The following is an 18327-nucleotide window of genomic DNA, read 5'->3' as shown; positions in this document are numbered from 1 at the left end:
AATAAGCTTGACAACTATATTGCTTATTGCTTTTTAAGATGCCTTCTAGAATTTGCTCCTGCAGCACTTCGTTCAAATGATAAAGGATTCATTTTTGTAGGAGGCTGTTTTGTCACCTTACTTTCTTTTTTTAATAATTTTCTACTTTTCCTGGCAGATTTTAATACCTCGCTACGAATTTTTTCTTTTAGTTTCACGACTCTATGAAATTTTCCACGAGTTCTTTGACTTTCTTTTTTGATATGTTCTCTCTATTTGTAAGATCTTTTATCATTGCTGTTTTCATATCGTCTATTTGTTTAGTCTTTTTCATTAGTGTATAATGGAGGTAATTTGATATAATTTCAATTAAGCTTGTGATTTGATATTAAGCTTATTTTTCAATAAAATATCATTAAGAGGAATGAAGAAGAACAAGTAATGAGTTCATTGACAAATTTTGACAAGCCTTTTGTATACAACAATACGGCATTCAGATCATTTCAAACCATAAAATTTGATGATTCGTGGGAAAAATTAGGAGAATACAAACCAGAAAAATTAAAAACATTTCTTGCTAAAACAGATCGGGCTTCGGTAAAATTAGGATATGACGATGGATTTTTAGAATTTATTTTTCAAAAAAATTCTCAAGTATCAGTATATGATGGATTCATAAAGTACAATTCAAAAAACATACTATCAGAATATTTTATTCCAAAATAAAAAAATAGCTTATTATCATAAATGAAGCTTATGAGTTCTTATCTTTTTAATTAACAAAGAAACATTATGAAAAGCATAGTCGTGCAAAAATGCCTGACAAATAAACACGCTTCAATAGTTACTGATGAAACCAACGGAGAGATAATTTGCAGTGATTGCGGATACGTTCTCAAAGAAAGAATAGCCGATTTTTCACATCAAGAAAAAACATACAGTGATGGAAAAACATCATCTAAGGTCAGAACCGGCAGTCCTTCAAGGATTTCTATACCTGATATGGGAATTTCTAGTACCATAAGTCAAAAAAATGTAGATGCATCTGGAAACAGATTATCTCACAGTACAAAAAAGCGCTTTCATAGACTCCGAATGTGGGATTTTAGAAGCAAAAATGCAGGAAAAAAAAGAAGCTTGAACAAGGCATTTGCACATTTAGATTCATTAAAACCAAAATTAGGATTACCAGATTCAGTAATTGAAAAGACTGCTACAATATATCGAAAAGCAGCAAACAGAGGACTAATTCGCGGAAAATCAATTCCAGTTATGATGGCATCATCAATCTATGTTGCTTGCAGGTTATCAGGAATTCCTCGAAGTGTGGATGAAATTGCAAAAGCATCAAATGTTACAAGACGTTATCTAATCAGAAGTTACAAGAGATTAGTAAGTTATCTAAATATCTCCTTAGAACATCCAGGTTGCATTGACTATCTAGGAAAAATTGCAAGTAAGGTAGGAGCTAGTGAAAAATCTCAAAGATTGGCGTTAAAAATCCTTCAAGATGTTATAAAAGATAGAATAGTTCAGGGAAAAAATCCCTTAGGATTAGCGGCAGGTGCAATTTATTTATCATGTGCTGCAAATAATGAAAAAATATCATATCCAAAGCTTGAAAAAAAATGCAACGTAAGTGCAGTGACAATTAGAAAAAATACTTCGATGTTTCGAAAATATGCAGCAAAATATATTGATTCTATAGAGGTATAACAATGAATATTTACGATAAGAAAGTAGTAAAGTGTGTAATTTGTGAGAAAAGTATTGGAGAAGTAAACTATGATGCAGAGATAATTTTCCCTAGATGTGGAGAATGCTCAGATCCAAAACCACACATTAATGATTCAATAATTCCATTAGAACGAAACTATAACTTTCCTAAAAAACAAGTTATCAATACTTTAGCGTCTTAGATATGTCATCAGAGGATAATCACAAAGACATATGTTCAATATGTCAAAAGTCTAAACATTTTCATACAAAAAATGAAGCGTTAGAATGTGCTAGGAAAAAAATTCAAATAATACAAAATAATTTTGAAAATAATTAATAAAACAAATATTTTAGTTTAATTTTAAAAGAAAATTAATTATAGTTCTATAGTAAAAACATTATCTCGTGGAATATTATTTTCATCTAACATTTTTGTTACATCAACTACATTTCCTTTTGGAATACCAAGATAGAACGGGAGTCTTGCATTTTGAGTAGATCCTGCATCCATAACCAGATTGGACAGAATCTTTAGTTTATCATCCATATTTTCTAGATCAATCTTTTCTGGATCGGCTACCAAACCCAAATAGTATAGTTGTTTATCAGAATCCCATGCAACAACATCAGGTCGTTGATCTTTTATTGCTTGAGGTTTTTTGAATCCCCCATAGTTTGCCGATGTTACTTCCAAGCCGCTTGCCTGGAACTCATCGATTAGATTCTTTACAAGTTCATTATTTTCTAAGTCAGACATGGGTAAATTTGTAGAAAAAATATGATAATGTTTTCTAAGCTGTTATGTTGAATTTCAGCTAAATACCCATCATAGAATTGTTAATGAAAAATTATCTTAATTTTTGGATATCTTTAATTGAATCCACATACCCGCGATCATACAGTTTGGTAAGTACGCCAAGAATGTCCACTACCTGTCTTGGAACAAAATTTTCATCAGAAATTCGTAAGAATTCAGGATCAGTTTTTGCTAGAATTTCTTTAGGTATGAGGTAATCATCACTATCAGAAATAATTTCAGTAAGATCATGAAGTGTATCCACAACAGCCTTTGTCCTAATTCGGGACTCTTGCATTATTTCTCACCCCAAATACGCATAATCATCATCATATCCCGTTTTTAATTAGATTATTTCAAAAAAATAGCTGAAATTATCTGCTATAGCTGATTTTGAGATCTATGTCTCACAGAGGGCATTACGCAAATTAGAATCGATTTTAGAATATTGTGGATTATTACAAAAAGATGTTAAATTATCAGAAAAACTTTGCGAATCAAATTCAAAGAAATTTGTATTTATAAGGAAAAGTGCAATAACGAATGCGCCAAGTATCACAACAACACAGATAATTATGTTTTCAATAATGTCCCGATGAATTAAACTCATTTTCAATGCAGCGAAATATTATCCATGAAAGAGGAAAAATAAACAGATTCTATAGGGCTAATATCAATTAAATAAATTTGGTTTTCAATGAGAATGTAATTTTTTGTAAAATTATCAAGAAAATCTAATGTTATAATTCCATCATCAACTAGCCATATTCCAATTAGAGTTACAGTAGAAACCCAAATTCCTAAAATAGCTATTACCAACAACCTATCCATGTAATAGATAAATTATCTATAATCAAATAATTTTGTAAGTCGTCAAGCTGAAATTTTCAAATGTAGCTTATGAACTATGATAATCTCGTATTGAATTTTCATAGTTCATAATTAAAAAAAATTAGTTGGGTCTTGTGGGTGCTCTATCTGCATCAAGATATTCAAAAGAACTCTGTCCTGACAATGCTACATTACCAGTATCAGATATTTCAAACACCTTAATTACATTATACCCGGAAAGATCCTCTTCAGTTGAGAATTGATCTCTCTTGTCGTCACCTTTTAGTTCACCTAGAACCAATTCATTGCCAGTTGAGGTATTTGCCAAACGAACTTCATAGGTTGAATCAGCAGACGGATAGTAATCCATGCTAACATGAACCCAATTTCTCATATCAGCCAAGCCTGAAATTGCATAGTATCCAACTTTGCTTTTTTCATCTGTGTTATCAGAGTTAATTCCTTGTCTAATATCACCTGATGCAAAGTAATCAGTACGCACTTCAGCATATGATTCTCCTATGAAACCGATGCCTACCGCTAAGGCAGAGACAACCAGCAACATTCTCAGTGTTTTTTGTTTTGTCATTATGAATTGATAATCTGGATATTATTAAAAAACTGGTAAAGCATAATGCTTGCTTTCAGCTGTTATTATGACATTGATTTTTTACAGTAGGTAAAATCAATAAAACATAAGCTAACATTATGAAATTATACAAATATTGATTTTGTAAACAATAAATCAGAAACAAACTATTATCAAATAGAACGAAACGTAACGTATGAAACTATCAGACGAGATGAGAAAATCTCTAAATGAGCAAATAGTTATGGAATCTGATGCTTCAAGCTTTTATCTTGGAATGGCCTCATGGTGTGAAGTAACAGGGTATGAAGGAGCTGCAAGTTTTTTTTATGCTCAATCAGATGAAGAAAGACAGCACATGCTAAAGATAGTTCATTACATGAATAGAATAGGCACTATGGCAGACATATCTGCATGCTCTGAACCAAAAAAAGATGTCAAGTCGTTGGAGGAAATCATCAGGACTTCGCTTGAGAATGAACAAAAAGTAACACAATCCATACATCAAATCATCACATTAGCAGAAAAAGAAAGAGATCGCCGTACATTTGACTTTATGCAGTGGTTCGTAAAAGAACAGATCGAAGAAGAAGAAACCTTTGATAATATTTTGCAAAAATTTGAAGTCGTAGGCCGTGATAAACTTGCCATCTACGAGGTTGACAAGTACATGAATGGAATAGGTTCCAAACAAGACAAAGAATAATTAAAAACCATTCATGCTGGTTTCGTAATTTACATTCATCATATCATCACAAAAAATAAAGTAATTGAAAAATGTCTTACTCTGGTTTGCGATTTTTGATTTCTTCCTCAATAGCCTGAATCAATTTAGTAAATTCGGATTTTGGAGTTTCTAATTTATTCATGGGAAAATTTGGTGATAAGGAATCTGGAATTTGCAGATGTTTATCTCTTGACTCTACTATCTCAATTTTCATATTACGTAATTCATCTATCTGCATTTTCTTTAGTTTTTTATAATAAGGTACAAGGTTTCTTTGTATCTCTTGACTAGTTTTTTCAGCTGGCCATGTCAGGAGATCTGTCCAGGTTATTTCCAAAAATTTAATTTTTTGGTCTTGAATGCCTAAATTTTCTATCTGTTTTTTTCTGAATCGATCAAAAATCCCCATGTTGATTATAAGAAATAATCACTTAAAAATTTAAGAGGTTTTGAATAGATATGATCTTTTTTGATGCATTTCTAAAATTCTGTTTGTTTTGTTTTTATGATTAAATAAATCTAGAAAATTGCAGTGGATACTAGTATTGCAATAATTACAATTGGTGAGGAATATTTTACCACAGATATTGTCGATTGTGGTATATTGAATCTAGATGTCGCGTTAATATTTTCTAGTATCTTCTTTTTATCAACAAACCAAGTTACCACTACTACAAAAATCAGTTCAGAGATTGTGATACCATACGTTCCAAATACATAATCCATTCCATCTAGGAATAAAACACCTGACAAACCAAGTTCAATTGGACTATAACTTAATGCTGAAGGAATACCTACCAAAAATATTCCAATTGCGATTATGGCACTTGATTTTTTGTTTGATAGATTAAATGAGTCCTGTAGAGAAGCATTTGGAACTTGAAAAAGCCCTATTGCAGAAGTTAGTCCAGCTATTAAGAGTAAGAAGAAGAAGATTGCACCAACAAAGAAGCCAAAATTAATGTCAGAAAAAATATTCGGTAAGACTTCAAAGATTAATGGAATTCCCTCTTGTGGGTTCATTCCAAATGAGAAAACAAATGAAAAAATCATAATTCCTGCAAATATCGATATCATTGTATTTGCAGAAATAATTATTGAAGAAGAACGGATCAGAGAATGTTTTCCTCGTAGGTAGCTACCATAGGTAAGTAAAGAGCCAGAACCTAATGATAAAGAAAAAAATGCTTGACCAAATGCAGTTGACCAAATTTGTGGTTCTCCAATTCTAGAAAAATCAGGCTTAAGAAAATATGAAATTCCTTCACTGGAACCAGGTAAAGTCACACCATAAATCATCAAAGGAATAATAATTCCTATTAGAAACAAAATTCCTATCTTGTTGAATTTTTCTATTCCAGAAGTAATTCCTCGTCGTACAATAATAAAAGTCAAAATCAAAACAGCCGTAAAAGCTAATACAGGATAATATGACTGAGTGAATTTTTCAAATTCTAAAAATGTTTGACCAAGATTTGAGATAAAATATGATAAAACCCATCCTAAGATTACAAGGTAGTAACTAAGCATTGCAAATGCTACTAATGCGATTGCTGCTCCAGCCCATTTGAATTTTTTAGAAATACTTGCCAATCCAGTAACGATTGAAGACTTGTATCTTCTCCCTATTGCAAATTCAAGTAACATCAAAACGAACCCTAGACTCCCAACAATGATTATGAATGGAATTAGAAATGCACCACCGCCATTTTCACCTACAATATATGGGAATCTCCAGATGTTACCTATTCCAACTGCAGAGCCTATGCATGCTAAAAGAAATCCCCATTCTGAAGCCCATGCCTCAGTTTTTACTTGTTTATCGCTCATGAAATTAGGATGTAAATTTCCCAAATAGTTCATCATCAGCTGATTTCTTTAATTTTAGCTAAAAATGAGAAAACCTAAGTCAGAATAGGAACTATTTGTCAAACTAATGTTTTTTAAACCCTTCAAGGCGTGAGTACACATTGTCTGAAGCCGAAGTCGAGGTTAAAGAGATTGAAGAGGTAGAAGAGCCAGAACAAGTAGAGGCCGAAGTAGAGGAAACTAAGGTAAAAACAAAATCAAAAAAGACAGAGCAGAAGACAGAAGAGAAGGAGAAATGGGGAATTGCCCATATTTACAGCAGTTATAATAATACAATAATTCACATGACAGATCTTACCGGTGCTGAAACAATTGCAATCAGCTCAGGTGGAATCCATGTTAATGCAGACAGATACGAATCATCACCATTTGCTGCCATGAAAGCAGCAAATGCAGTAAATGAATCAGCAAGAACCAAAGGATTCACAGCATTTCATATTAGAGTTAGAGCAGTTGGCGGAGTCGGTTCAAGAGTTCCAGGACCAGGTGCACAAGCTGCAATCAGAGCATTGGCTAGAGGCGGATTCAAAATTGGTAGAATTGATGATGTTACACCAATTCCTCACGATACCACCAGAAAGAAAGGCGGTAAAAGAGGACGCAGAGTCTAGTAGTCCAATAGTTTTATCTTAACTGCACACCCACGAGCTGCAAAATAGTCTGACATAAAATTTGAAAACCTGTCTTCAGGTTTTCTTCCCTTTGAGTTGTTTATCATGTCATGAAATTTTTTTTCTATTGCAAAAAACAGATTAGGCTTTAATGCAATCTTGAAAAATGTCCAGCCAAACCTTGCCATCGGTTCACTAATTAAAAATCCGTCACGTACTTCACAGATTGATTCTAAATTAATCAGTGCCTTTTTGATTAATGGGATATCATCGTCGTATTTTGTGGAGCTGATTTCTAGAATGGTTGGCATGAATCATTCACTAGGCTCTTCGTTTTTGGTGCTTAGCTTATCTGAAAGTGAGACAAACTTTCCATCCTGCTCAATGTTAATTTTGGTTTGCATTCTAACATTAATTCCAATTGAGCGAAAGAGCATCAAAAGTTTTCCACCATCAATTTTTTCATCAACTTCACCAGAAGTGATTAGCTCTGCAAGTTTGTCAACTACCATTCTAGTCTCATTTGGAAATTGAGATTCAGCATTCTGTAGTACTTCTAGTCCACGAAACCCTAGTTGCTCAACCAAAATTTCACGAGGCTTTTTAGCAGGTTTCTTTGCTTGAGTTTTATTAGATTCTTGCATCTGTTTTGAAGAAAGGTTTCTTTGCATCTCTGCTAGGCGTTTTGCTTTTAGTTGTTCAAGTTCCTTGTCTTCTTCGCTCAACCTTTAATCACACCAATAGGTACAAGTTTTGCTACTTTGGTTGCAATACCTAAATCATGAGAGACATTGACGACTGCATCTACATCTTTGTATGCTTGAGGTGTCTCTTCCACTACTCCATCTCTTGTTAATGCTTTAATGAAAATTCCTTTATCGGAAAGTGATTGTTTTACTTCAGACTCTGTATAGTCTCTTCTGGCCTTTGATCTTGACATCATTCTTCCTGCACCATGAGCAGTAGAGCCAAAAGTCAAATCCATAGAATTTGGTTGCCCAAGTAAAATCCAGCTTGCGGTTCCCATAGAACCTGGAATGAATACTGGTTGTCCCAAATCCCTATACTTTTGTGGGATTTCATCTCGATTTGCAGGAAATGCTCTAGTTGCGCCTTTTCTGTGAACCACTACAGACCTTTCTTTTCCATCGATTTTGTGTTTTTCTACTTTGGCAATGTTGTGCGCTACATCATATACTAATTTCATATCTAGATCTGCTTCTGACTGTTTGAAAACTCGCTCAAAAGATTTTCTTGTCCAGTGCGTGATCATCTGCCTATTACTCCATGCAAAATTCAATGCTGCAAACATTGCCTTTCTATACGATTCGCCTTCTTCAGAAGAATTGGGAACGCATGCAAGTTCCCTGTCTTTTAGATTGATGTTATACTTTTGTAATGCTTTTTCAGATATTCTAAGATAATCGCTGCACACTTGATGACCAAATCCTCTAGAGCCACAATGTATCAGAACAGTAATGTTTCCTTTTTGAATTCCCATTCTTTTTGCTGCTTCCTCATCATGAATTTCAGATACTTGCTGAATTTCAAGAAAATGGTTTCCCGATCCAAGACTTCCTAGTTGCGGAGCTCCGCGTTTGCGTGCCCTATCAGAAACTTTGTTTGGATCTGCGTCTTTAATCTGACCTGACTCTTCACAAACATTTACGTCATCTTTGGTACCATAACCATGATCAACTGCCCAACTTACACCTCTAACTAGTACTTCATCAAGTTGTGATGTGTTTAGCTTTACCGCTCCTTTTGAGCCTACACCGGAAGGAATCGTATTAAACAAATCAGTTACAAGTTCCTTTAGTTTTGGTCGCATTGTTTCTGCTGTAAGATTGGTACGAATCAGTCTTACTCCGCAGTTGATATCATAACCAACTCCTCCAGGACTAATCATCCCTTCATTTGCATCCATTGCGGCAACACCACCAACAGGAAATCCATAGCCCTCATGGCCATCCGGTAGTACCACTGCATGACTTACAATGCCAGGCATTGATGCAACATTCATTGCTTGGGAAATTGTTCTATCTGTGAGCATTTTTGATAATAGTTGTTCGTCTGCAAAAATTTTCACGGGTACTTTAAGCCCGTTTGATGAATCGGGATTTATTACATATTCATTGTCACGAACTTTTTTTGGAGTTAAAGAAGACATAAGAATCGCTTAAGATCCAAAATTAAGCAATTTAAATCATATAAAATGGGGAAAACGCTAATCTATCGACTCAAGCCAAACCTTGTTTTCCCCTGGTTCAGCGAGGATTGGATTAGCACTGATTCCTCTAACAAAATTTGTATTTAAGATAGTGAGCATTCTTTCCATCACTGAATCAGTAATGGAAGGTTTACAAAATTAACCTAATTGTGATCCTTTTTGGCCCCAATTTTTTAACAAAAACACAGTACTATGTGAATCATTGAGTCAGAGACATCTCACGGTGTTAGCTGGTGGCCCAAAAGCTCACATAAACTAGTTAACGTAATTACCAGTCTCCAAAGTAAAGGAGACTTCTTTTTTCTCAGTGGTTAAAGCATCAAATATTCAGCATCTTTATGTTCCTAGATCATCTAATAGATTCAAGTTGGATAAGGAGTGGCTTCGAGTAAAGAGTGGTCGAAGTAAAGGGTGCAAGGACTGTATAACGCACAGGTGTATTCCTAAAAGTTGTAATTGTGAGTGTCATAAATAATGACTAAAAACTGACCGTAAATCGACTCCAAAGAAGTAGATTTATTTTCGATGCTAAATGATACAAAATGTTGGCAATTCTACCAATAGATTCTGGAAGATACGGAACAAAAGAAATGCTAGCTATCTTTAATGAACAAAATAAAGTAAATTATCAATTAGAGATCGAAGGTGCAGCTGCTATTTCACAGGGCGAGATTGGAATAATTCCAAAATCAGCTGGAAAGAACATTTTTGCAGTTACAAAATCAAGAAAGATTACAGCCAACAGAATAAAACAATTAGAAGCAAAAAGTGATCATGACACAGCAGCCCTTGTTGAGGCATTAAGTGAAAAATGCATTGCAAGTACAAGGCCTTGGATTCATTATGGCTTGACAAGTAATGATCTAGTTGATACAAGCAATTCAATGCAGATGAGGGATGCAATTTCTATAATTCAGCCTAAAATTGGAAAGCTTGCAATACTTTTAGCAAAAAAAGCAGTAACGTACAAAGAGCTTCCTGCAGTTGGCAGGACTCATGGACAGCATGCAAGCATTATATCATTTGGATTAAAATTTGCAAACTGGGCTTCTGAGATGGCACTACACTTGGAAAGAGTTCAAGAGATCAAAAAAAGAGTGTTAATGTGTAAGACTCTAGGCGTAGTTGGAACTGGTTCATTGATGGGTGTAAAAGCAGTAGAGGTTCAAAGGCGAGTTGCAAAAAGACTGAATCTATATCCTGCAGAAGTTACAACGCAGATAATTCCAAGAGAAAGGTATGCAGAGTATGTATTCCAGTTATCATTAATCGGTGCAACATTAGAAAAAATTGCAATAGAGATTAGAAATCTTCAAAGGACAGAAATCGGTGAAGTTGCTGAGCAATTTAAGAAAGGTCAGATGGGAAGCAGTGCAGTTCCAGTGAAGAGAAATCCAATCAAAAGCGAGAGAATCTCTTCACTTTCAAAAATTTTGCGCAGTCAAATTGGAACAGCATTTGAAAATATTCCATTATGGCATGAAAGAGATCTATCCAATTCAGCCAATGAGCGATTTATGCTTCCTATGGTCTCAATTTTACTTGATGAGATGCTTGAAACAATGATCAAGATAATCTCAAACCTTCAAGTAAACGATAAGCGAATAAAAGAGAACCTTTACCAAACTAAAGGCCAAATTTTTGCAGAATTTGTTTTAGAGGCACTAATCAAGAAAGGTGTACCCAGATTTGTAGCATATAGAGATGTTCAAAGAATTGCATTTGAGGCAAAGGACAAGAATATGGATTACTTTGATGCAATAAAAAATGACAAGGCAGTATCATCAAAGCTTTCAGAAAAAGAGATCAAAGACATCTTTGTTCCAGAACGTCACTTGGGAGCTTCGGTTACAATAATTTCAAATGTAAACAAAACGGTTCAAAAGTATATGAAGAGATTTACCTAGACTTTAGCAAAGTTTTGTGAATTTTTGTCCCATATTGTAATGCCTTTTTTCTTTTAGTAGCTGATACTTCCGGAACGCCAACTGATAAAGCAAGTTTTCGTATGATGTGTTTTCTAATAAGATCATCCTTATCGTGAATTTTCTCATCAAGTGGTATTTTTTTTGCAAAATTAATAAAATCAAAAGTAAGCAAAGGTTGTAATATCTTTACTTCGTTCTCAGAAGAAATGAGGTTTACTGCTTTCATCATTTCTATTTCATTTGCAAGTTTCTTCTCCATTAATTCTAAAACTGCAGATTCCCCATCAGATACAACGTCCCTATACGCATTGTAACCACAAAACAACTCATCAATGCCGTTTGCAGTAACTACAGTCCTTATTCCTATTTTAGATGCAAGTTTTGAAACATAATAAAATGCAATACAGTTTTCATTCCATGATAAATTATCTGTCTTGATTTTTGTATTGATATCCTTTGAAATTTTTTCAAAAGTTTTTGGAACTATCTCAAGAATTTTGTGAGGCAATCCAAGAAGTTCATTGACTTGTTTTGCAAACATAATATCATGAGAGTCTTTGAAGCCGACGGTTAGTAATGTAACATCATATCCCAGAGAAGATAGAATTTTTGCCATCATGGTGCTGTCTACTCCTCCTGAAAAGGCAACCCCAATTTTTTTTGCGTCAACTGTAGATTTTATCGAATTTGTGATTTTTTCAAGCAGAATCTTTTGATTCTCATCCATGATTTCACTTATAAAAAATCCAATACAAAGTGGTTGCGGTGTTGAAACTATTAATTTAACAACAACAAACTTGAATTATGCAAAAACTACCCCAAGAACAGATAGAGGAGGCTCTCAAATCCATTCCCGGGTGGTCAATCAGAGATGAAAAACTACACAAGGATTTTGAATTTGCCTCATTTAATGAAGCATTTGGATTTATGACAAGGGCAGCCATGGAGATAGAAAAGATGAATCATCACCCAGAATGGTTTAATGTTTACAACAAAATATCAATTGATTTGATGACTCATGATGCAGGAGGCATTACTCAAAATGATATCTGTCTTGCTGAAATTCTAAATTCTCTTGCATAGATTTTGAAAATTATTTTACAGAATTTATATACAGATTACTGACCAAAGACTCCAAATGACCACAACTCCGACGGTACTTGATTCAGATTTTAGGTATATTGACAAATTGGGAAATCTTCTAAAAAGTAGAACAGAATTATCTATTGCCCAGATGTTGTCATTTTTGGGACAAGATTATGATTATGATTACGAGTTAGAAGTTAATGGGAAAAAGATCAAAGTTGATTTTAAAACAGAAAAAGGATTGATCGAAGTAATCGATAATGAAGAAGACATAGAAAAATACAGAGAGATCAAAGAGAGTAAACCTGATTTCAAGGTAATGGCAATTGGGCATCCAAAGTATGCAGCACAGATTAAAGAGTTACAGGATATTGTATTTTATGATCAAAAACATCCACAGACGGGTTCAATCTTTATGGAAGATCAATCATTTACTTTTGATTATGCGCACATACTTCCTCTAGTGGAAAAATGCTCAATACTTCATGGCCACACATCATCTGTGATGGTTGAGCTAGTAGGTCAGATGAAGAATAATCTCCTAATTGATTTTGGTGAGGCAAAAAAGATCATCAAAGAAGTAATCGGAGTATTTGATCATAAGTTCTTCATAAATAGAAAATACATGAACAAAGAAGATGATTCGCACTATCACATTTCATTTGATGGACCAAAAGGAGTATTTGATTTACAAGTTCCAAAGAATACAACATATCTTTTAGAGGGAGAAGCTACCGTAGAGAACCTCTCAACTGAAATTATCAAAATTTTAGCACCAAAACTTCCTCCAAATGTAGAAGCAGTAGGAGTTTACATTTACGAGGGATACAACAAGGGTTCCCATATCATCTCAAACATTGCAAGAAAATAGAAGATGGAACCAAAAATCCAAGAGAAAGCCTGGAATCCAGAATTAGAAAAGAAGATCAGAGAGAATTGGCAAGAAACTAACCTATACAAGTTTCAACTAGCAAATGAAAATTTTACAATTGATACGCCTCCGCCGTATCCATCTGGGAGGCCATGGCATATTGGAGCAGCAGCTCATTATGCTCAGATTGACATGATTGCAAGAACTGCAAGAATGGCTGGTAAAAATGTCTATTTTCCTATAGGAATTGACAGAAATGGACTTCCTGTAGAACTCTACACTGAAAAAAAGTACAACATTCGAATGAGGGAAACAGAACGAGGAAAATTCCTAGAATTGTGCAGAGAAGCATTAGATGACTTGGAAGCAGAGATGATTCAGATAATGAAGAATTTAGGAATAAGTGGTGGCATTGATGAGCATTATAGAACAGATTCTGAAGAATACAGGTCACTCACTCAGGCAACTTTCATAGAGCTATGGAAGAAGGGTCAAGTGTATCTTGCTACACGTCCAAATAACTATGATTGGGTATCTGGCACTACAATTGCGGATGCAGAGATAACATACGAAGATATCCCAACTAAGCTAGTATACATGAAATTCAAAGTAAGTGATTCTAGTGAGGAGATCATCATTGCAAGTACAAGACCGGAACTATTGTGCGCATGTAAAACAGTGATTGTAAATCCAGAAGATGAAAGATACACAAAACTTGTAGGGAAAAAATTAATCGTTCCAATTTTTGGAAACGAGGTTGAAATTAAAACACATCACTCTGCTCAGAAAGAATTTGGTTCAGGAGCAGTAATGGTATGTAGCTATGGAGATCAAAATGATGTTGCATTATTCAGAGAGCTAAAGCTAGACGAAGTCATTGCAATTGGGCTAGATGGAAGGATGACAGAGTCTGCTGGAGAATATCAAGGATTGAAACCAAAACAGGCAAGAACAAAGATCATTGAAGATCTGCAAACAAAAGGCTTTGTAGAAAAAATTGAAGAGATTTCACATAGAACTCCAGTTTCAGAGAGAAGCAAAACTCCAATTGAGATCATTCCAATGGAGGAATATTATCTGAAACAGATAGATTCAGTGGAAAAAATGAAAGAACTTGGTTCTGAGATTAAATTTCATCCCAATATGCACAAACAAATTTTGATGAACTGGTTGGAGTCAATTTCCATTGATTGGCCAATCTCAAGACGTCGTTTCTATGGAACTGAGATTCCCATCTGGTATTGTAAGAAATGTTCAGAACCACATGTGCCAGAGCCAGGTAAATATTTCAAACCATGGAAGGATGAATCTCCAATAAAGAAGTGTACAAAGTGCGGTAATTCTGAATTTGTAGGAGAAGACAGAACGTTTGATACATGGATGGATTCCAGTGTTTCACCATTATTTGTGACTAAATTCCAAAAAGATGAAGAGTTTTTCAAAAAAACATACCCCACTGGAATCAGACCACAGGCAAAGGATATTGTTCGAACGTGGTTATACTATACACTCCTAAGATGTGAACAGCTTACCGGAAAAAAACCATGGGCTGAAGCCTGGATTATGGGATATGGTCTTGATGAAAAAGGAATGAAGATGAGCAAAAGTAAGGGAAACGCAATTGATCCTTTGCCGGTAGTAGAAAAGTTTGGTGCAGACACTTTCCGATTTTGGAGTGCAAGTGAGATAAATCACGGATATGACTTTAGATGCAATGAGCAAAAGATAGAATCAACAAAAAAATTCCTCAGCAAATTATGGAATGTTTCAAGATTTTTATCTAGTTTTCCAGTTATTGAGTCTACAAAAATATTGGATTCTGATAAATGGATTCTAGCAGAATTAAACAAGCTAATCAAAGAATGCAAGAAAGGATATGACGAATACAACTTTTTTGTACCAGCAATTGCAATTAGAGAATTCACATGGAATCTGTTTGCTGCACATTATATTGAAATGGTAAAGGCAAGAGCATATGGAATTGGATTTTCTGATGAAGAGAAAAATGCCGCAATCTATACTCTTCACAAAGTCTTATCAACAATATTGAAACTCATGGCTCCAATCACTCCTTTCATAACAGAGCATCTATGGAAGACACTCTACTCAGAAGAGAGCATCCACAAACAAAAGCAAGTAGAAGTAGAGGATCATACAGATATGAGTGCCATAACCAAAGAGATAGAAGAATTCAACTCCAAAGTATGGAATGAAAAAAAGAGTAAGGACCTTTCATTAAAGGATTCAATTGCAATTAAAGTTCCACCTAGTCTTGTTCCGTTTGAAAAAGACTTGACATCAATGCATAATTTGATTTAAACAAGTAGTTCCAATTACTATTCAAATGGATTTTGATCTATGGATAATTGGAGCGATTGTTGCAGGTATTGCAGCTTATCTAATTGTTCGAAAGATTAAGGAAGATTCAGTTTAGATGCCAATGATTCCATTTGTTATCAAATATTGTATTCCAGAGACAAAATCAGAGTCAGGAATTTTACCTTCTGACCACCAACCGGCATTGTTCTTAACCCAGCCTGGTATGTCAGCACTGGTTGATTGACCAGATTCTGTTTCAGGAATAGTCATGATTCCATTAGTAATCATGTACTGAATGCCTGATACGAAATCAGAGTCAGGAATCACACCTTCTGACCACCAACCGGCATTGTTCTTAACCCAGCCTGGAATCTCAATTTCTGCCATCTTGACAGGCTCTAATGCGGTAGTTCCAATAATCTCAATTTGCTCATCGCCTCCAAAGAAAGGGATCACCAAAGTTCTTGTACCTATAGCAGATTCAATCTCAATGTACTCTGTCTCAAAGCCATCAACCAATATGAAAAAGATATCATCCTCAGTCTCGCTTAATTTAGAATCCAATAGTCCTCGTGGTATGGTTATCTCTACAATGCCATCATCAACTGCAACAAAATCTAAAATCAATTCTACAAAGTCAACGTCTAGATAGATATCAACAACCTGACCGTTTTCAATATCATAATCTACAGTTTGATCTAAGATTGACATTGAGCCAGACTCTGCATAGGCAAATGATGAAAAACCAATCAACGATAACCCGAGAATTGCAAATATAGAATATTGTATTGTTTTCATGGTTATTCCTCATCTGAAACAGCATTGATTGCTTGTTTCACATCATCTTGGATGTCATCCTCGATTTCATCGCTTACTTCATCCTCTAGTTCAGATACAATTTCAGCAGTTAGCTCTGATTCTATTTCTCTTATTTCATCTTCAGTGAAATCAGATAATTCCTCATCAGTTAAGATTTCATCAAGGTTTACCTCAATATCATCAATAATTTCATCTGTTGCCTCTTCAGTGAGTTCTGATGAAACAATGTCAGCCTGGACATCAGCTTCTACATCACTGAATTCGCTAATTGGAATTATAGTGTCAACACTTAGTGTTCCATCAAAATCAAGAATCCATGAACCAGAAATTGATGTTCGGCCATGTGTTGCATGAATATCCATTATTTCACCAGATGTTATTGGGAATACACCGTTAGTATCAGCCTGCATTCTAAATGTACCATGTTTTCCATTGGTATCTACTGCGTTAACAGTAACTTGCATAGCATTTCTGTCAAATAATACTCGTGCTCTTCCAAATGATGCATCCCATACGTTGATCACATCTCCAGTTGCAGGATCAATTATTGTAAAGTCACCACCAATCACTTTGAGTTTTGCATTTACATCACCAGCATTAGCTAGTTCCAATATCAAATTGCCAGTTACATCTTTAATCACACTGGAATCGGTTTGCTTTACGGCATCACCCCTGAATTCGAGTGAATAGTTTACGGTTTCTTCCTCAGGAATGTCAGGATTTATTCCATAGTAAGTGCCATCCTCTACTTGATCAACTAATCTAGGTGACTTGATTTGATCACGTATAGTGTCTAATCGTTCATTTGCTTTATCAATAATTTTTTCTTTGTACAGAATCTTTAATTGTTGGAACTTATCATTTCCAGATTCTTTTATCTTTGCTTTAATCAAATCTGCTTTGTACTTTGCCTTGTCACGTAATTCATCAATCAAACGATCCTTCATTTCGTCGCTTAATCGGTCAGAGTTTGCACGTAATGCTTCAATTGCTCTGTCACGAACATCATCTGTAATTTTATCACGAACATCACCTATGACATTTGCTTTAGCGGAAGCAGCAACTTCTGTTCGTGCTTTTTGAATCATTTTATCATGAATTTCATCAGAAATTCTTAGTTGTAGTTTCTCTCTAGCAACATCTTTTGCTTTATCGGATAATTTGTCTTTGATCTTATCTTTGACTATATCAAGAACGTCGGCCTTTACTTTATCTTTAATCTCTTGTTTTTTATCAATTAATTTTTCACGGATATCTTCTCTTTTATCTAAAACTTTAATTCTAATCTCATCACGTTTATCGGAAATATTATCTCGTACTTCGTCTCTTTTTGCTTCTAATCTATCTCTAATCTCATCACGTTTATCGGAAATATTATCTCGTACTTCGTCTCTTTTTGCTTCTAATCTATCTCTTATTTCATCACGTTTGGCTTCTAATCGTTCTTTGATTTCATCTCGTTTTTCAGAAGCAGTGTCTCGTACTTCATCTCTTTTTTCATCTAATCTTTGTTTTGCTAATTCTCTTTGCTCCTCTAATTTCTCTCGTGCCTGCTGTTTTCTATCTTCAACTTTGTCTTGTGCTTCTTGTTTTCTTTGTTCTAGTTTTTCACGTGCTTCTTGTTTTCTTTGTTCTAGTTTTTCACGTGCTTCTTTTTCTCTATCATCAAGATGATCACGTGCTTGCTCTTTACGTTCTTCGGCTTTTTCTCTTGCTTCCTGCATTCTCTGCTCAGCCTTTTCTTTTGCTTCAATTCGTTGCTGTTCCAGTCTGTCTTGGGCAACATCCTTTCTGTCATCATCTGATGTTTGTGCAAATGCCTGAAAATCCAGAACTGCGCTTGAGAATCCTAGTAATAATGTAAGAATTGCAAACCCTGCCAAAAGCATGTTTTGAGCCATTTTACAGTAAAAAATTATTCATCTTTAAAAAGAATTGCTAAGGAATGATTAG

General features: G+C 34.7%; 22 protein-coding genes. 9 read left to right on the top strand and 13 right to left on the bottom strand.

The annotated features are described in order from the left end of the window. Positions 1 to 23: 23 nt before the first annotated feature. Positions 24 to 197 carry a hypothetical protein gene (locus C6988_RS01365; RefSeq protein ID WP_182132830.1) on the bottom strand — a complete coding sequence of 58 codons (174 nt, stop codon included), beginning with the start codon at positions 195 to 197 and terminating at the stop codon, positions 24 to 26. Between the two features lie 223 nt (positions 198 to 420). On the opposite strand from C6988_RS01365, the gene C6988_RS01360 reads away from it, so the two are divergent. The 3 genes from C6988_RS01360 (at position 421) to C6988_RS01350 (ending at position 1898) form a co-directional block, all read left to right on the top strand. After that, positions 421 to 705, top strand: a complete 285-nt coding sequence (locus C6988_RS01360) for a hypothetical protein (RefSeq protein WP_182132828.1) — start codon at positions 421 to 423, stop codon at positions 703 to 705. A 66-nt stretch (positions 706 to 771) separates the two neighbouring features. Continuing rightward, positions 772 to 1695: a transcription initiation factor IIB gene (locus C6988_RS01355; RefSeq protein ID WP_182132826.1), complete on the top strand. Its 924-nt coding sequence runs from the start codon at positions 772 to 774 to the stop codon at positions 1693 to 1695. A 2-nt stretch (positions 1696 to 1697) separates the two neighbouring features. Beyond that, positions 1698 to 1898 (top strand): hypothetical protein, encoded by a 201-nt coding sequence (locus C6988_RS01350; RefSeq protein ID WP_182133302.1) that lies wholly within the window; start codon positions 1698 to 1700, stop codon positions 1896 to 1898. Positions 1899 to 2074: 176 nt separating this feature from the next. Here the strand turns inward: C6988_RS01350 and C6988_RS01345 are convergent, their stop codons facing one another. The 4 genes from C6988_RS01345 to C6988_RS01330 form a co-directional block, all read right to left on the bottom strand. After that, entirely contained in the window at positions 2075 to 2455 is a 381-nt protein-coding gene (locus tag C6988_RS01345) for a hypothetical protein (RefSeq protein WP_182132824.1), read from the bottom strand. A 91-nt stretch (positions 2456 to 2546) separates the two neighbouring features. Beyond that, positions 2547 to 2792, bottom strand: a complete 246-nt coding sequence (locus C6988_RS01340; protein ID WP_182132822.1) for a hypothetical protein — start codon at positions 2790 to 2792, stop codon at positions 2547 to 2549. A gap of 314 nt (positions 2793 to 3106) precedes the next feature. Next, on the bottom strand, positions 3107 to 3325 hold the full coding sequence (locus C6988_RS01335; protein ID WP_182132820.1) for a hypothetical protein: 219 nt from the start codon (positions 3323 to 3325) through the stop codon (positions 3107 to 3109). A gap of 121 nt (positions 3326 to 3446) precedes the next feature. Next, complete coding sequence (locus C6988_RS01330; RefSeq protein ID WP_182132818.1) at positions 3447 to 3914, bottom strand: hypothetical protein; 468 nt, start codon at positions 3912 to 3914, stop codon at positions 3447 to 3449. A 196-nt stretch (positions 3915 to 4110) separates the two neighbouring features. Here C6988_RS01330 and C6988_RS01325 point away from each other — a divergent pair, with 196 nt between their 5' ends. Next, positions 4111 to 4620, top strand: coding sequence for a ferritin (locus C6988_RS01325; protein ID WP_182132816.1), 510 nt, complete (start codon positions 4111 to 4113; stop codon positions 4618 to 4620). Positions 4621 to 4696: 76 nt separating this feature from the next. On the opposite strand, the gene C6988_RS01320 is transcribed toward C6988_RS01325, so the two are convergent. Beyond that, the gene (locus C6988_RS01320; protein ID WP_182132814.1) at positions 4697 to 5050 is read right to left on the bottom strand and encodes a hypothetical protein; all 354 of its coding nucleotides are present in this window, start codon (positions 5048 to 5050) and stop codon (positions 4697 to 4699) included. A gap of 110 nt (positions 5051 to 5160) precedes the next feature. Beyond that, the gene (locus C6988_RS01315; protein ID WP_182132812.1) at positions 5161 to 6471 is read right to left on the bottom strand and encodes a sodium-dependent transporter; all 1311 of its coding nucleotides are present in this window, start codon (positions 6469 to 6471) and stop codon (positions 5161 to 5163) included. Between the two features lie 140 nt (positions 6472 to 6611). Between C6988_RS01315 and C6988_RS01310 the strand changes: the two genes are divergently transcribed. Then, positions 6612 to 7121: a 30S ribosomal protein S11 gene (locus C6988_RS01310; RefSeq protein WP_182132810.1), complete on the top strand. Its 510-nt coding sequence runs from the start codon at positions 6612 to 6614 to the stop codon at positions 7119 to 7121. On the opposite strand, the gene C6988_RS01305 is transcribed toward C6988_RS01310, so the two are convergent. The 3 genes from C6988_RS01305 to C6988_RS01295 are packed head-to-tail and all read right to left on the bottom strand — an operon-like array spanning position 7118 to position 9291. Beyond that, entirely contained in the window at positions 7118 to 7432 is a 315-nt protein-coding gene (locus C6988_RS01305; protein WP_182132808.1) for a hypothetical protein, read from the bottom strand. The genes C6988_RS01310 and C6988_RS01305 overlap by 4 nt on opposite strands. Before the next feature lie 3 nt (positions 7433 to 7435). After that, positions 7436 to 7846 carry a DNA-binding protein gene (locus C6988_RS01300; RefSeq protein WP_182132806.1) on the bottom strand — a complete coding sequence of 137 codons (411 nt, stop codon included), beginning with the start codon at positions 7844 to 7846 and terminating at the stop codon, positions 7436 to 7438. Next, a complete protein-coding gene (locus tag C6988_RS01295) occupies positions 7843 to 9291 on the bottom strand; it encodes an RtcB family protein (protein WP_182132804.1) in 1449 nt (482 codons plus the stop codon). The genes C6988_RS01300 and C6988_RS01295 overlap by 4 nt, the downstream gene beginning before the upstream one ends. 605 nt (positions 9292 to 9896) lie before the next feature. Here C6988_RS01295 and purB point away from each other — a divergent pair. Beyond that, entirely contained in the window at positions 9897 to 11258 is a 1362-nt protein-coding gene (gene purB, locus C6988_RS01290; protein ID WP_182132802.1) for an adenylosuccinate lyase, read from the top strand. Here purB and C6988_RS01285 read toward each other — a convergent pair. Further along, positions 11251 to 12006, bottom strand: a complete 756-nt coding sequence (locus C6988_RS01285; protein ID WP_182132800.1) for an asparagine synthase C-terminal domain-containing protein — start codon at positions 12004 to 12006, stop codon at positions 11251 to 11253. The genes purB and C6988_RS01285 overlap by 8 nt on opposite strands. 77 nt (positions 12007 to 12083) lie before the next feature. On the opposite strand from C6988_RS01285, the gene C6988_RS01280 reads away from it, so the two are divergent. Genes C6988_RS01280 through C6988_RS01270 form a run of 3 tightly spaced genes read left to right on the top strand, consistent with a single transcriptional unit; the run spans position 12084 to position 15555 of the window. Beyond that, positions 12084 to 12362, top strand: coding sequence for a 4a-hydroxytetrahydrobiopterin dehydratase (locus tag C6988_RS01280; protein WP_182132798.1), 279 nt, complete (start codon positions 12084 to 12086; stop codon positions 12360 to 12362). A 55-nt stretch (positions 12363 to 12417) separates the two neighbouring features. After that, positions 12418 to 13236: a 6-pyruvoyl trahydropterin synthase family protein gene (locus tag C6988_RS01275; protein ID WP_182132796.1), complete on the top strand. Its 819-nt coding sequence runs from the start codon at positions 12418 to 12420 to the stop codon at positions 13234 to 13236. Between the two features lie 3 nt (positions 13237 to 13239). After that, positions 13240 to 15555, top strand: a complete 2316-nt coding sequence (locus C6988_RS01270) for a valine--tRNA ligase (RefSeq protein WP_182132794.1) — start codon at positions 13240 to 13242, stop codon at positions 15553 to 15555. Between the two features lie 111 nt (positions 15556 to 15666). Here C6988_RS01270 and C6988_RS01265 read toward each other — a convergent pair whose 3' ends face one another. Beyond that, positions 15667 to 16353, bottom strand: coding sequence for a hypothetical protein (locus tag C6988_RS01265; protein WP_182132792.1), 687 nt, complete (start codon positions 16351 to 16353; stop codon positions 15667 to 15669). Positions 16354 to 16355: 2 nt separating this feature from the next. Next, the gene (locus C6988_RS01260; RefSeq protein ID WP_182132790.1) at positions 16356 to 18275 is read right to left on the bottom strand and encodes a hypothetical protein; all 1920 of its coding nucleotides are present in this window, start codon (positions 18273 to 18275) and stop codon (positions 16356 to 16358) included. Between the last annotated feature and the right edge of the window lie 52 nt (positions 18276 to 18327).

Source organism: Nitrosopumilus sp. b1 (genome assembly GCF_014078545.1).
GTDB lineage: Archaea > Thermoproteota > Nitrososphaeria > Nitrososphaerales > Nitrosopumilaceae > PXYB01.
This window is presented reverse-complemented; position numbering and strand designations above follow the sequence as displayed.